The sequence below is a fragment of the Nocardioides albertanoniae genome, assembly GCF_006716315.1.
GTDB lineage: Bacteria > Actinomycetota > Actinomycetes > Propionibacteriales > Nocardioidaceae > Nocardioides > Nocardioides albertanoniae.
This window is the reverse complement of sequence record NZ_VFOV01000001.1, coordinates 3,534,350-3,548,054: the sequence shown is the minus strand read 5'-3', so window position 1 is coordinate 3,548,054 and position 13,705 is coordinate 3,534,350. Positions and strand designations below refer to the sequence as shown.

General features: G+C 69.7%; 12 protein-coding genes. 9 read left to right on the top strand and 3 right to left on the bottom strand.

Features of this window, described 5'->3' with window-relative positions; translation table 11 throughout:
- Nucleotides 1–25 precede the first annotated feature (25 nt).
- Nucleotides 26–853 (bottom strand): ABC transporter permease, encoded by an 828-nt coding sequence (locus FB381_RS17010; RefSeq protein WP_141781379.1) that lies wholly within the window; start codon nt 851–853, stop codon nt 26–28.
- Nucleotides 850–1,767, bottom strand: coding sequence for an ABC transporter ATP-binding protein (locus FB381_RS17005; RefSeq protein WP_141781378.1), 918 nt, complete (start codon nt 1,765–1,767; stop codon nt 850–852). The genes FB381_RS17010 and FB381_RS17005 overlap by 4 nt, the downstream gene beginning before the upstream one ends.
- Before the next feature lie 159 nt (nt 1,768–1,926).
- Between FB381_RS17005 and FB381_RS17000 the strand changes: the two genes are divergently transcribed.
- The 4 genes from FB381_RS17000 to efeB all read left to right on the top strand — a co-directional run bounded on the left by FB381_RS17000 (nt 1,927) and on the right by efeB (nt 6,701).
- A complete protein-coding gene (locus tag FB381_RS17000; RefSeq protein WP_141781377.1) occupies nt 1,927–2,622 on the top strand; it encodes a DsbA family oxidoreductase in 696 nt (231 codons plus the stop codon).
- Between the two features lie 92 nt (nt 2,623–2,714).
- The gene (gene efeU, locus FB381_RS16995) at nt 2,715–4,256 is read left to right on the top strand and encodes an iron uptake transporter permease EfeU (protein ID WP_141781376.1); all 1,542 of its coding nucleotides are present in this window, start codon (nt 2,715–2,717) and stop codon (nt 4,254–4,256) included.
- Entirely contained in the window at nt 4,246–5,451 is a 1,206-nt protein-coding gene (efeO, locus tag FB381_RS16990; RefSeq protein WP_141781375.1) for an iron uptake system protein EfeO, read from the top strand. The genes efeU and efeO overlap by 11 nt, the downstream gene beginning before the upstream one ends.
- The gene (gene efeB, locus FB381_RS16985; protein ID WP_141781374.1) at nt 5,451–6,701 is read left to right on the top strand and encodes an iron uptake transporter deferrochelatase/peroxidase subunit; all 1,251 of its coding nucleotides are present in this window, start codon (nt 5,451–5,453) and stop codon (nt 6,699–6,701) included. The genes efeO and efeB overlap by 1 nt, the downstream gene beginning before the upstream one ends.
- A gap of 51 nt (nt 6,702–6,752) precedes the next feature.
- On the opposite strand, the gene FB381_RS16980 is transcribed toward efeB, so the two are convergent.
- On the bottom strand, nt 6,753–7,322 hold the full coding sequence (locus tag FB381_RS16980) for an O-methyltransferase (protein ID WP_141781373.1): 570 nt from the start codon (nt 7,320–7,322) through the stop codon (nt 6,753–6,755).
- 266 nt (nt 7,323–7,588) lie between these two features.
- Between FB381_RS16980 and FB381_RS23960 the strand changes: the two genes are divergently transcribed.
- The 5 genes from FB381_RS23960 (at nt 7,589) to cimA (ending at nt 13,685) form a co-directional block, all read left to right on the top strand.
- A complete protein-coding gene (locus FB381_RS23960) occupies nt 7,589–7,750 on the top strand; it encodes a hypothetical protein (RefSeq protein WP_170225201.1) in 162 nt (53 codons plus the stop codon).
- Nucleotides 7,751–7,760: 10 nt separating this feature from the next.
- Nucleotides 7,761–8,846 (top strand): 3-isopropylmalate dehydrogenase, encoded by a 1,086-nt coding sequence (locus FB381_RS16975; protein ID WP_141781372.1) that lies wholly within the window; start codon nt 7,761–7,763, stop codon nt 8,844–8,846.
- Between the two features lie 115 nt (nt 8,847–8,961).
- Entirely contained in the window at nt 8,962–10,041 is a 1,080-nt protein-coding gene (locus FB381_RS16970) for a branched-chain amino acid aminotransferase (protein WP_170225200.1), read from the top strand.
- 312 nt (nt 10,042–10,353) lie between these two features.
- Nucleotides 10,354–11,871, top strand: a complete 1,518-nt coding sequence (locus tag FB381_RS16965; protein WP_141781370.1) for a serine/threonine-protein kinase — start codon at nt 10,354–10,356, stop codon at nt 11,869–11,871.
- Between the two features lie 164 nt (nt 11,872–12,035).
- Nucleotides 12,036–13,685 carry a citramalate synthase gene (gene cimA, locus FB381_RS16960; protein WP_141781369.1) on the top strand — a complete coding sequence of 550 codons (1,650 nt, stop codon included), beginning with the start codon at nt 12,036–12,038 and terminating at the stop codon, nt 13,683–13,685.
- Nucleotides 13,686–13,705 lie beyond the last annotated feature (20 nt).

Below are 13,705 nucleotides of genomic sequence, written 5' to 3'. Positions count from 1 at the left end.
GGTGAGAACGCGCCGACTCGGCGGGTTATTTGACCTCGGACCTGAGGGCGAGGCGGAGGCCGATCAGGAGCGGGACGAGCAGCCAGAGGGTGGTGGCCGTGCCGAGCTGCGCCCAGGCCTCCCGGGTCATGTCGTCGTCGAAGAGCCGGGTGGAGGCCCAGTTCAGGTCGACCCAGGCGCCGTGGTCGCGCCACCAGTCGTTGACCATGACGAGCGCGTTGGAGATCGTCGGCAGGATCAGGGAGTAGACGAAGTAGCCGACGATGGCCGCCGGTGAGCTGCGGAAGAGCGTGCCGAGCATGAAACCCATCAGCATCCCGATGACCTGGGCCAGCACGGTCTGGGCCAGGATGACCGCGCTGAGGTCCCAGACCGGGTCGACCCCGGCGATGGCCGTGCCGACCAGGTTGCCGAGTGCCCCGACGCCGAGCGCGACGGCCATCGAGACGATCCCGAGGACGACCGTCAGCACGGCCTTGGCGGCGATCACCTTGCCCCGGCTGGGCACGAGGGTGAAGGTGGTCAGTGCGGTGCGCGAGCTCCACTCGCTCGAGACCGACAGCACCGAGATCATCGGCAGGACGACGGCCATCGGGATGCCGATCCCGGTGGCGAACATGCCGTAGGTGAGCGCGTCGTCGGAGGTGAAGAGGATGATCGCCGCGGTGGCGATCACGGTGAGCACGCCGATGCTCACCAACAGCCAGAACCCGGAGCGGGTGTCGAACATCTTGCGCAGCTCGACGGAGAGCACGCGGGTGAACGGGATCGGTGCGGGCGTGGTCCGCTGGCGGTGCCGGGCGGAGCCTACGGTGCCTTCGAGAGGCTCTGGTGCGATGGTCGCGGTGCTCATGCTGCCTTTCCTTCCTGGGCGTCGAGGTGGTCGCGCTGGGTCTCGGCGGTGAGCTGGAGGAACATCTCCTCCAGGCCGGAGCCGTCGGCGGCGCGGAGCTCGGTCAGCACCAGCCCGGAGTCGAAGGCGACCTGGCCGACGGTCGCGAGGTCGGCGCCCGTGCGGACGGCTCCCTCGGTGGTGAGCTCGGCGTTGTGGCCGGCCCGCTGGAGCGCCCGGCCGAGTGCGGTGGGATCACCGGTCCGGGCGTACGTCTCGCCGCTGGCCAGCAGCTCCTGCTTGGTGCCCTGCGCGACGATCCGGCCGTTGCCGATGACCACGATGTCGTCGGCGATCACCTCGATCTCGTGCAGCAGGTGGGAGGAGAGCAGCACGGTGCCGCCGTCGTCGGCGAAGCGGCGCAGCAGGTCACGCATCCAGCGGATCCCGGCAGGGTCGAGACCGTTGGCCGGCTCGTCGAGGATCAGCACCTCGGGGTCACCGATCAGGGCGGTCGCGATGCCGAGCCGCTGCCGCATCCCGAGCGAGTAGTTGCGTACGCGGCGGCCGGCCTCCTCCTCGCTCAGGCTGACCCGCTCGAGGGTCTCGGCCACGCGAGACTTCGGCAGTCCCATGGTGCGGGCGGCGAGGGTGAGGATCTCGCGTCCGGTGCGGCCGCCGTGCTGGGCGGAGGCGTCGAGGAGCACGCCGACCTCGAGGCCGGGGTTGGGGAGCTGGGAGAAGTGGCGGCCGAGCAGATGGGCGCTGCCGGAGGACGGATCGGTGAGTCCGACCAGGATGCGCATGGTGGTGGACTTGCCGGCGCCGTTGGGGCCGAGGAAGCCGGTCACCCGGCCGGGCTCGGCGTTGAAGGTCACGTTGTCGACGGCCGTGAACCTGCCGTACCTCTTGGAGAGGGCATCGATCTGGATCATGCGACGAGCCTGTTCCACAGCAGCGATCGCGCGCGTCCGGCAGACCCCTGGAAGATCCCTGGTGGGTTCCTGGCGCTTCCCCTGACCTTCCCTGAGACCGTCTCGGGGTAGATCGGTCCGTTGCGGAATGTTTCATACCGAACTAGACGTTCTCGGAGCATGCGTATTGATGTGTGGTCCGACGTCGTCTGCCCGTGGTGCTACATCGGCAAGCGGCACCTCGAAGCGGCCCTGGACGGCTTCGAGCACGGCGACGAGGTCGAGGTCGTCTACCACTCCTTCGAGCTCGACCCGACCGCGCCGCAGGTGCCGGTCGAGACCACGGTGGAGGCGCTGGCGAAGAAGTTCGGCGCTTCCGTGGAGCAGGCCCGGGAGATGATGAAGCAGGCCAACGTCCCGGCGGCTGCTGCCGGGCTCGAGTTCCGACACGACGACACCCCGCACGCGCGCACGATCGACGCCCACCGGCTGCTCCACCTCGCCAAGGCCGAGGGCAAGCAGGCCGAGCTCAAGGAGGAGCTGCTCGCCGCCTACTTCTCCCGCGGTGAGTCGATGGGTGACCACTCCGTCCTGGCGCGGTCAGCGGTGAGCGTGGGCCTCGACGAGGCGAGGGTGGGCGAGGTGCTCGCCGGGGAGGAGTTCGCCGACGACGTACAAGCCGACATCGACCAGGCCCGTGCCTACGGTGCGACCGGTGTGCCGTTCTATGTCGTCGACGCCAAGTACGGCGTCTCCGGCGCACAGCCGACCGAGCTCTTCGCCCAGCTCCTCGAGAAGGCGTACGCCGAGAGCAAGCCCGCTCTCACGATCGTCGGCGACGGCGACGCCTGCGGCCCCGACGGGTGCGCGATCTGAGCCTCGGACCGCGAAGGTGGCGAAGGTGACCGCGAGGCAAAATATGGACACCTCGTCTGTTAGGTGAGGTTTGCCTAAGTTACTCTGCCGGAATGCTTCCGACGTTCGTGATCGGCCTGCGCGAAGGCCTCGAGGCGGCGCTGATCGTGTCGATCATCGCCACCTTCCTGCGCCGCAACGGCGCGCCGCTGCGCGGGCTGTGGGTCGGTGTCGGCGCGGGCATCGGACTGAGCATCGCCGTGGGCGTCGCGCTGCGGCTGCTCGAGCAGGCTCTGCCCCAGCGCCAGCAGGAGATGCTCGAGTGCGTCATCGGCGTGATCGCCATCGTGTTCGTCACCGGGATGATCCGCTGGATGCACACCCACGCGCGCACGCTGAAGGGTGATCTCGAGCAGGCGGCGGCCGCCGCGCTGAGCGCGGGCACGATGACGGCGATGGCGGTGATGGGCTTCCTGGCCGTGCTGCGGGAGGGGTTCGAGACCTCGGTCTTCCTGCTCGCCACGATCCAGAACGCGACCAGCGCGCCGGCCGCCATCCTCGGCGCACTGCTGGGTCTGGCGATCGCGATCGGGCTCGGCTGGGGCATCTTCGCCGGCGGCCTGCGTCTCAACCTCAAGACCTTCTTCCAGGTCACCGGCGTCTTCCTGGTCTTCGTCGCGGCCGGCCTGGTGATGTTCGCGCTGCGCACCGGCCACGAGGCCGGCTGGGTCACGGTCGGCCAGGCGCACACCGTCGACCTGTCGTGGCTCATCCCCAACGGGTCGGTGCGTTCGGCGGTGATCACCGGGATCCTCGGCATCCCGGCCGACCCGCGGGTGATCGAGGTGCTCGGCTGGCTGGCCTACCTGGTGCCGATGCTCGCCATGCTGCTCCTGCCCGCCACCGCGCGTCCCGGTGCCCGCCTGGCCAGGCGGCTGCGCCTCGGCGGTGCCATCGCGGCGCTCGCCGTGGCCGCCGCGCTCTTCGCGCTCGTGCCGCTGCCCGAGGTCGAGGTGCCGGCTCGTGCGCCGCTCGCCGACGGGCGCACCGCCGAGCTGTCCGTCGACGGTCGTTCGGCGAGCCTGTCTGTCGGTGAGGACCGGATCGAGCTCGGCGACCCGACCGGCCACGCGGGCAACGCCGACACCGCCTGGCACGCGACCGGGGCCGGCGCGCTGCCGGGCAGCCTCACCGCGGCCGACCTGCTGACCTACACCGGCGACCGGGTCCCGGTCGGCCTCGACCTGACCACCGCCCCCGGCCCCTACGAGACCCGCTGGACCGACACCACCCGCGCCACGGTCCTGACCCGCGACGACGGCCTCGTCGACGTACGCTCCACCGGCCGGCTGCTGCTCACGATCGAAGGTGGCGGCCTGACCTCGCCACGCACCTTCACCGTCGACCCCGCGCTGCAGATCGACGCGGCGTACGCCTCTGGCCTCGCCGACAAGATCCGGTCGGCCGACGCGACGGCCCATGACCGGCTGCTGTGGAAGCGGTGGGTGCCGGTCGCCCTCATCCTCCTCGCCGGGCTGCTGCTGTGGCAGTCCCTGCGCAGGCCCGGCCGCGGCAACGATCCGCGCGCCCTCAACGACCCTGCCCGCGAGGTGCGGCAGGAGTCTTCAGTGAAAGGTTCAACCCATGTCGCGTAAGGCGATCTCCCTCGCAGCGCTCGCCGCGCTGTGCGTCACCGGACTGGCCGCCTGTGGCGGCGAGAACGACGACTCGAAGGCCACCAAGAAGGGCGGCGCCACCCAGGTGGCGGTGAGCATGGTCAGCGGATCCGACGGCGACGCGTGCGAGCTCGATACCGACAGCGTCGCGGCCGGCCCGGTGACCTTCACGGTCAAGAACGAGTCGGCAGCCGGTCTGACCGAGGTCGAGCTGATGGACGGCCAGAAGATCCTCGGCGAGAAGGAGAATCTCGCACCCGGCCTGGCCGAGGCGACCTTCACGCTTACCCTCGGTGGCGGCGACTACGAGATCTACTGCCCGGGCGCGACCCAGGAGCGGGTGCCGTTCAAGGTCACCGGCGAGGCCGCGGCCGAGCCCACCGGCGATGCCGCCGAGCTGCTGGCGAGCGGGTCGAAGGACTACACCACCTACGTACGCACCCAGATCGACTCCATGGTCGTCGGCGTCGAGAACCTGCAGAAGGCCGTCGACTCCGGTGACCTCGCCAAGGCGCAGCAGGCCTACGCCGACGCGCGCCCCTTCTACGAGAAGATCGAGTCCGACGTCGAGGGCTTCGTGATGGACGGCTTCGACCCGACCGACAACAAGGGCAACCTCGACTACCTGATCGACATGCGCGCCTCCAACCTCGACGAGGCGGTCGGCTGGAGCGGCTTCCACGCCGTCGAGCGCGACCTGTTCCAGGCGAAGAAGATCACCGCCCAGACCAAGAAGTACGCCGCCGACCTGGTCACCAACGTCACCAAGCTCGCCGAGGTGGGCAAGAGCCTCGAGTTCAAGCCGGAGGACCTCGCCAACGGCGCCGCCGCGCTGCTCGAGGAGGTCCAGTCGGGCAAGATCACCGGCGAGGAGGAGGCCTACAGCCACATCGACCTGGTCGACTTCGCCAACAATGTCGAGGGCGCCCAGCAGGCCTACGCCGCGCTGCGCCCGGGTCTGGAGAAGGTCGACGCGGAGCTGGTCAAGACCATCGACGCTCGCTTCACCGCGGTCACCGACGATCTCGAGGGCTACAAGGACACCAAGTCGCTGGGCGGCTACCGGCCCTACACCGCCGAGCTGAAGGCGTCGGACGGCAAGAAGCTCTCGGCGACCGTGCAGTCGCTGCAGGACGTGCTCGGCCGGCTCGCGGAGAAGGCCGCGACGGCCTGATGTCAGCAGAACCCAGAGGCTTCTCCCGGCGCCGGCTGATCGCGGGCGCCGGTGGAGGCGCGGTCGTCGGCGCCGCGGTGGGCTTCGCCGGTGGCCGGGCCGCCTCCCCGGCCCAGGCGTCGGCCTCCGACGCGCTCGATCTCTCCACGGCGTACGACTTCTACACCGGTGACCACCAGGTGGGCATCGCGACGCCGCCGCAGCGGCACCTGGTCTTCATGTCCCTCGACGTCGTCGAGGGCACCACCGCCGAGCAGCTCAAGGTGCTCTTCGCACGCTGGTCGGCGGCGATGGCGACCATGATGAAGGGCGACCCGGTCGGCTCCGTGGAGCCCTCGCGCGCCAACGGGGTGCCGCAGGACACGGGGGAGGCCTACGACCTCTCGCCGGCCTCCTTGACGCTGACGCTCGGCCTCGGCCCGACGCTCTTCGACGACCGTTTCGGGCTGGCCGGCAAGGGGCCGAGGCTGCTCGAGGAGATCCCGCGGCTGCCGGGCGACGAGCTCCAGGCGGAGCTGTGCGGAGGAGACCTGGCGCTGCAGGCGTGCGCGGACGATCCGCAGGTCGCCTACCACGCCATCCGCGGGCTGACCCGGATCGGACGCGGCCTGGTCACCACCCGGTGGACCGTGCTCGGCTTCGGGCGCGCCTCGGCAGGCAAGGGCCAGAAGACGCCGCGCAACCTGATGGGCCTCAAGGACGGCACCCGCAACATCAAGACCGACGAGGAGCTCGACGAGTTCGTCTGGGTCACCGACCCCGACGAGCCCGCCTGGATGCGCGGCGGCAGCTATCTGGTCACCCGCAAGATCAACATGGACATCGAGGTCTGGGACGGCACCACCGTCGAGACCCAGCACGCGACCATCGGCCGCGACAAGGGCGAGGGCGCGCCGCTGAGCGGCGAGAAGGAGTTCGACACCCCGGACTTCAAGGCCGTACGCCACGGCGAACCGGTCATCGACCCGACCTCGCACGTCGCGCTGGCCGCCTCGGAGAACAACGGCGGAGCCAAGATCCTGCGCCGGGGCTACAACTTCACCGACGGGCTCAACTCGCTCGGCCAGCTCGACGCGGGGCTCTTCTTCATCGCCTTCCAGAAGGATCCGGAGACGTTCGTCGACCTGCAGCGCAAGCTCGGCCGTGTCGATCTCCTCAACGAGTACATCGCCCATGTCGGCTCGGCGATCTTCGCGGTCCCGCGGGCGCCGAGGTCGGGGCATTTCCTGGCGCAGGAGCTCTTCGGCTAGGTCGGCGGGTGGGTTGCTCACCGAGGTATCTCGGTGAACATCCAGACGACCTCAGCGCTTGGTAGCGATCAGGACGCTCGTGTCGGGGGCGACCATGACCTCGACGGTGGTGAAGCGCTCGTCGGTGAGCCACGACTCGCGCAGCGTGTCGACGCGGCCGTAGATGATCGGCGGCCACATGTCGGTGGGGATGAGGTCGTCGATCACGACGATGCCGCCCTCCTCGACCAGGTCGGAGAGCTGGTCGGGGGAGACCCCGCCGGGGGTCTCGGCGTCGAGGAAGAGCAGCGCGAACGGGCCGCGGTCGCGCAGGATGCCCCAGTCGGCGGCGATGACCTCGACCTGCTCGTCGTCGGCGAAGATCTCGGCGGCCTCCTTGGCGAGGTGCTCGTCGAGCTCGGCGGAGACGATGTGTGCGGCCCCGCCGCGTACGCCGCTCCGCAGCCATGCGGTGCCGACGCCGCACCCGGTGCCGAACTCGGCCATCGTGCCGCTGCGGGTCGCGGCCAGGGTCGCCAGCAGCCGTCCGGTCTCGTTGCGGCAGAACGACACATAGCCCGCTCGACGGGAGACGTCGAAGGCGCGGGTCACGATGTCCGGCAGTTCTGTGGGTGCGCTCACAGGGACAGTCTTCCCGATAGAGGGGGCGAGTGCGCGCACGGGCGTCTCGGATGGCGGACCTTTCGTCCATTTTCGGTGACGCGGGGTCGGTTCCGGGTTACCGTCGATTCACCATGCGGAGCATTTTTCTCGTACTCGAGTGCCGCGACGGGGCCCGGCGGTAACGACCGCAGGAGAAGCCACCTCGTCGCGGTGGCTTCCGTCTCTCAAAGACCCCGGCTTCTCTCCCACACCACCTGTTTCCCTGATGTGTGAAGGAAGAAGCCATGTACGCGATGTACCCCGCCGAATACAACAAGTACGGCCGTGAATGGGGCCCGGCCAGCCACGACCCGGACAACCCGCACAGCGCCGAGAACACGATCGCCGCGGTTCAGCAGGCGCTCGACCTGCGGGACAACGGCGGCCAGCTGCCCGACGACAACTAGTCTTCGACATATGTCAACGACGACCAATCTCGCAGTCATTCCCGGCGACGGCATCGGCCCGGAGGTGACCGCTGAGGCGCTCAAGGTGCTCGAGGCCGCGGCAAACATCGAGGGCACTGCTTCTGCGGGCCTGATCAAGTTCGAGCAGACCCGCTACGACCTCGGAGCCGAGCGCTATCTCGCCACCGGCGAGGTGCTGCCGACCTCGGTGCTCGAGGAGATCAAGGGGCAGGACGCGATCCTGCTCGGCGCTGTCGGCGGCAAGCCCAACGACCCCAACCTGCCTCCCGGCATCCTCGAGCGCGGCCTGCTGCTCAAGCTCCGCTTCGAGCTCGACCACTACGTCAACCTGCGCCCCTCGCGGCTGTTCCCGGGGGCGACCTCCCCGCTGTCGCCGGCCGTGCTCGACCAGGGTGAGATCGACTTCGTCGTCGTCCGCGAAGGCACCGAGGGCCTCTACGTCGGCAACGGTGGCGCGATGCGGGTCGGCACCCCGCACGAGGTCGCCACCGAGACCTCGATGAACACCGCCTTCGGCGTGGAGCGGGTCGTCCGCGACGCCTTCGCCCGCGCTGCCGCCCGCCCGCGCAAGAAGCTGACGCTGGTCCACAAGACCAACGTGCTCGTCAACGCCGGCTCGCTGTGGTGGCGCATCACCCAGCAGGTCGCCGAGGAGTTCCCCGACGTCACCGTCGACTACCTCCACATCGACGCGGTGATGATCTTCCTCGCCACCGACCCCGCCCGCTTCGACGTGATCGTCACCGACAACATCTTCGGCGACATCATCACCGACCTCGCCGCTGCCATCACCGGCGGCATCGGCCTGGCGGCCTCGGGCAACATCAACTCCTCGCGCGAGTTCCCCTCGATGTTCGAGCCCGTGCACGGCTCGGCCCCCGACATCGCCGGTCAGCAGAAGGCAGACCCCACCGCGGCCATCCTCTCCGCGGCCCTCCTGCTCGAGCACCTCGGCCGTCCCGAGGCTGCCGCGGCCATCGACGCCGCCGTGCTCACCGACCTCTCCGAGCGCGGTTCGGCGCCTCGTACGACCTCCGAGGTCGGCGACGCGATCGCCGCGCGAGTAATCAGCTAGACGCTCAACCTTTCGAGGGCCGGGCGCAGACATTCTGCGCCCGGCCCTTCTGCGTCCTCATCACAAACCCTCCCGCATAGCACGGACCGAGCAGAACAGGACTAATCTCATGGTCATGGAGATCAGCACCACATTGTCGACCCAACCGGCCACCGACAAGCAGCTCGCGGAGGTCCTGGCGAACCCAGGCTTCGGCAACCATTTCACCGACCACATGCTCACCATCGAGTGGACGCCCGACCAGGGCTGGCACAACGGTCGCATCGAGGCGTACGCGCCGATCAGCCTGGACCCGTCGGCAGCCGTGCTGCACTACGCCCAGGAGATCTTCGAGGGGATGAAGGCCTACCGGCACGCCGACGGATCGGTCTGGGCTTTCCGGCCCGAGGCCAACGCGGCCCGGATGGCCCGTTCCAGCGAGCGGCTCGCGCTTCCCGTGCTCGAGATCGAGGACTTCGTCCAGTCGGTCTTCGACCTCGTCAAGGCAGACGAGCGCTGGGTGCCCGAGGCCTCGGAGACCGACGAGAAGAGCCTCTACCTGCGGCCCTTCATGTTCGCCTCGGAGTCGTTCCTCGGCGTGCGCCCGGCCCAGCACGTGACCTACATGGTCATCGCCTCGCCCGCCGGCGCCTACTTCAAGGGCGGCGTGAAGCCGGTGCGCATCTGGCTCACCGAGGACTACACCCGCGCCGGCCGCGGCGGCATGGGCGCGGCCAAGACCGGCGGCAACTACGCCTCCTCGCTCGTCGCCCAGGCCGAGGCCTCCGCGCAGGGCTGCGACCAGGTCGTCTTCCTCGACGCCCAGGAGGGCAAGTACGTCGAGGAGCTCGGCGGCATGAACCTCTACTTCGTCCACGCCGACGGCCGCATCGTCACCCCTGAGACCGGCACGATCCTCGAAGGCATCACCCGCGCCTCCATCATCGAGCTCGCCGGCAAGCTCGGCTACACCGTCGAGGAGCGCCGGTTCGGCATCGACGAGTGGAAGTCGGGCGTCGAGTCCGGCGAGATCACCGAGGTCTTCGCCTGCGGCACCGCCGCCGTCGTCACCCCCGTCGGCGAGCTCGTCCACGCCGGCGGCTCCATCGCCTCCGCCGGCGAGGGCGAGGTCTGGAAGACGCTGCGCAAGCAGCTCGTCGACATCCAGTTCGGCCGCGCCGAGGACACCTTCGGCTGGATGCGCAAGATCGTCTGACGCCGAGACGTCACCCTGCAGGTCGAGGAGTCACTTCTGCAGGTCGAGAGGTCGCTCCTGCACGGCGAGGAGTCAGTTGCGCAGACCGAGGTGGCACGGCTGCCTTGTCGACCTGCACAACTGACTCCTCACCCTGCGTACGTGACGTCTCGTCTTGCGGGAGTGACTCTTCGGCATGCGTACGTGACGTCTCGGCCTGCAGGGGTGACTCTTCGGCCTGCAGAAGTGACCTCTCGCCCTGCGTACGTGACCTCTCACCCTGTAGGGGTGACGTCTCGGCTGGGGTGTGGGGTGGCGGATAGGGTTCGGGGTGTGACGACTGCGCCGCGACGTTCCCGGCCGATGGCCGATCGCGACTCGATCGGCGACTATGACCTGCTCTCCGAGATCGGGCAGGGCGGGATGGGGCGGGTTCACCTCGCGAGCCATCGGGGGAGCGGCGAGCGGGTGGCGCTGAAGGTGCTGCGTACGCAGTTCGTGAGCGACGACGAAGGGCGTCGGCGCCTCGCTCGTGAGGTCTCCTCGCTGCAGCGGGTGTACAGCAGATGGGTGGCCGGGGTGGTCGGCGCCGACCCGTGGGGCGAGGTGGCGTGGTTGGCGACCCGCTATGTGCCGGGGCCGACGCTGCACGACAAGGTGCTCCGCGAGGGGCCGCTCCCCAGGTCGGTGGTCGAGCAGCTCGCCGGTGATCTCGCCGAGGGCATCGCCGACTGTCATGCGGTCGGGGTCCTGCACCGCGACATCAAGCCGGCCAACATCATCCTCGAGGGCGCCACCCCGATCCTGATCGACTTCGGGCTGGCCCGCGTCGCCGAGGATCCCAAGATCACCGTGACCGGCGTACTGATCGGCACGCCGGGATATCTGCCACCCGAGATCGCGGTGGGCGATCCGGCCACGCCCGCCTCAGACGTGCACTCGTGGGCCTCCGTGGTGACGTACGCAGCGACCGGCCGCGCGCCCTTCGGCGACGGCAACGCGATGAAGCTCATGGACCGCGCCCGCCGCGGCGACCACGACCTGGACGGGGTGCCACAGCCGCTGCGCGGGGTGCTGGCCCAGGCGCTCGCACCCGATCCGGCCGACCGCCCGACGCTGGAGGAGCTGCGCGAGTGGCTGCGTACGCCGCGGCGACCGTTCGCGCGAAAGCCGGCCGAGCGGCTCTCGCTGAGCGACCGGGCCGAGCGCGCGAAGGCGACCACCCCGCTCCTCCCGCAGCCGGCGCTGCCCGCGTCGGGCGCGGCCGCCCTGAGCCGGCATCCCGGCCTCGAGAAGCTGCGGCGAGGGGCGCTCTGGCTCGGCCTGCTCGCCTTCGCGGCCGGTGTGGTCGCCGCCTGGCCGGGCCTCGGTCTGCTCACGGTGCTCGGTGTGGCCGGGCTGATCCGCGCGGGCACGCTGGCGGCCGGTGACCTGCGCCGGTGGCGCTGGTATCGCGGTCGCAAGTGGCACGACGCGCCGCGGCTCCTCATCGGTGCGCCGTGGCGGCTGGTCCGTGCCGTCCCGAAGACGGTGCTGCTCGGGTTGTGGGGCTACGGGTTCGTGGTGGCGGCGACGCTGATCGGCTTCGCCCTGCAGCTCTCGCTGGAAGCGACGCTTGCGCTGGCCGGCCTCTCCTTCGTGATTGCGCTGTGGCGCGGGTCGGGGCGCGATCGGCTGCGCGACCCGGTCGCCAGGGTGGTCCACCGCGTCTCGGCGAGGTGGGTGCCCTGGATCCTCGGGTTCGCGGTGGTCGTGGTGCTCGCGGTCTTCCCGATGCAGACGCTCGCCGCCGAGGGCCCGCAGTTCGCCGGTGGCGACGAACCCTGGTGGGTCGAGCTCCTCGGCTGGTGAGACGACCGTCCCACGAGATGGTATTTCGTGGCAGTATCAGGGCTATGACGACTCACGTCATCATCATTCGCTAGCGCGTCGAGCACTGCTCGACGCGCCACCCTCTCGTGCCCGAGAGGGTTTTTTGTTGCCCAGAATCAGACCAGCCGGACCGAGGAACGATCATGGAATTCCACGTCTACGACACCACCCTGCGCGACGGTGCGCAGCAGGAGGGCCTCAACCTCAGCGTCGCCGACAAGCTTGCGATCGCGCGTCACCTCGACGGGCTGGGCGTCGGGTTCATCGAGGGCGGCTGGCCGGGGGCGAACCCGCGCGACACCGAGTTCTTCAAGCGAGCCGTCTCCGAGCTCGCCCTCGAGCACGCGCGACTGGCCGCCTTCGGAGCCACCCGCAGGGTCGGGGTGCGGGCAGCCGACGATCCCCAGGTGGCCGCGCTGCGTGACTCGGGCGCGAGCGTCGTCACCCTTGTCGCCAAGTCCCACGACCGCCACGTCGAGCTGGCGCTGCGCACCACGCTCGAGGAGAACCTCGCGATGATCCGCGACACCGTCTCCCACCTGCGTGAGGAGGGTCAGCAGGTCTTCCTCGACGCCGAGCACTTCTTCGACGGCTATCGGGCCAACCGCGACTACGCCCTCGAGGTGCTCAAGACCGCCTATGAAGCGGGCGCCGAGGTGATCGCGCTGTGTGACACCAACGGCGGGATGCTGCCGACCTGGGTCGCCGACGTCGTCAACGACGTGCGCGAGCAGACCCAGGGTGCGGTGGGCATCCACTGCCACAACGACACCGGGTGCGCGGTCGCCAACACGCTGGCGGCCGTCGACGCCGGCGCGATGCACGTCCAGGGCTGCATCAACGGCTACGGGGAGCGTACGGGCAACGCCGACCTCGTCTCCGTGGTCGCCAACCTGCAGCTGAAGATGGGCCGCGAGGTGCTGCCGACCGGCCTGCTGGGCGAGGCGACCCGGGTGGCCCATGCGGTCGCCGAGGTGACCAACGTGCCGCCCGCGGGCAGGCAGCCGTACGTCGGCGCCTCCGCGTTCACGCACAAGGCAGGCCTGCACGCGAGCGCGATCAAGGTGGATCCCGATCTCTACCAGCACATGGACCCGGCCGGCGTCGGCAACGACATGCGACTGCTGGTCTCCGACATGGCCGGGCGCGCCTCGATCGAGCTGAAGGGTCGCGAGCTCGGCTACGACCTCTCCGCCGATCGCGACCTGGTGACGCGCGTGACCGAGCGCGTCAAGGAGGCCGAGCAGCGCGGCTACACCTTCGAGGCTGCCGACGCCTCCTTCGAGCTGCTGCTGATCGAGGAGGTCGAGGGCGCGCGCCCGTCCTTCTTCGACGTCGAGTCCTGGCGGGTCATCTCGGAGGCTCGCGGAGACGGCTCGGCCGGTTCGAACGGCTCGGGCGCCGCAGACACCGAGGCGATCGTGAAGATCCACGCCGACGGCGTACGTCATGTCGAGACCGGCGAGGGCAACGGCCCCGTCAACGCGCTCGACCAGGCGCTGCGGGCGGCGATCACCCGAGCTTTCCCGGTCGTCGCCGACTTCGACCTGATCGACTTCAAGGTGCGGATCTTCGAGGGAGCGACGACGCGACGCGTTGACCAGGGTCACGGCACCGACGCGAAGACGCGGGTGCTGATCGAGACCTCCGACGGGTCGACGTCGTGGACCACGGTGGGGGTCGGGGCGAACGTCATCGAGGCCTCGTGGGAGGCGCTGGTCGACGGGCTGACCTTCGGGTTGCGGGCTCATGTGGGCGAGACCACACCCGCGAAAGGCCCCGAGCTGGAATGAATCGCGAGGGCCGCGCCGTT

Coding starts and splice junctions, on each gene's coding strand:
- FB381_RS17010 (WP_141781379.1), bottom strand. CDS start 853: ATGAGCACCGCGACCATCGCACCAGAGCCTCTCGAAGGCACCGTAGGC.
- FB381_RS17005 (WP_141781378.1), bottom strand. CDS start 1,767: ATGATCCAGATCGATGCCCTCTCCAAGAGGTACGGCAGGTTCACGGCC.
- FB381_RS17000 (WP_141781377.1), top strand. CDS start 1,927: ATGCGTATTGATGTGTGGTCCGACGTCGTCTGCCCGTGGTGCTACATC.
- efeU (WP_141781376.1), top strand. CDS start 2,715: ATGCTTCCGACGTTCGTGATCGGCCTGCGCGAAGGCCTCGAGGCGGCG.
- efeO (WP_141781375.1), top strand. CDS start 4,246: ATGTCGCGTAAGGCGATCTCCCTCGCAGCGCTCGCCGCGCTGTGCGTC.
- efeB (WP_141781374.1), top strand. CDS start 5,451: ATGTCAGCAGAACCCAGAGGCTTCTCCCGGCGCCGGCTGATCGCGGGC.
- FB381_RS23960 (WP_170225201.1), top strand. CDS start 7,589: ATGTACGCGATGTACCCCGCCGAATACAACAAGTACGGCCGTGAATGG.
- FB381_RS16975 (WP_141781372.1), top strand. CDS start 7,761: ATGTCAACGACGACCAATCTCGCAGTCATTCCCGGCGACGGCATCGGC.
- FB381_RS16970 (WP_170225200.1), top strand. CDS start 8,962: ATGGAGATCAGCACCACATTGTCGACCCAACCGGCCACCGACAAGCAG.
- cimA (WP_141781369.1), top strand. CDS start 12,036: ATGGAATTCCACGTCTACGACACCACCCTGCGCGACGGTGCGCAGCAG.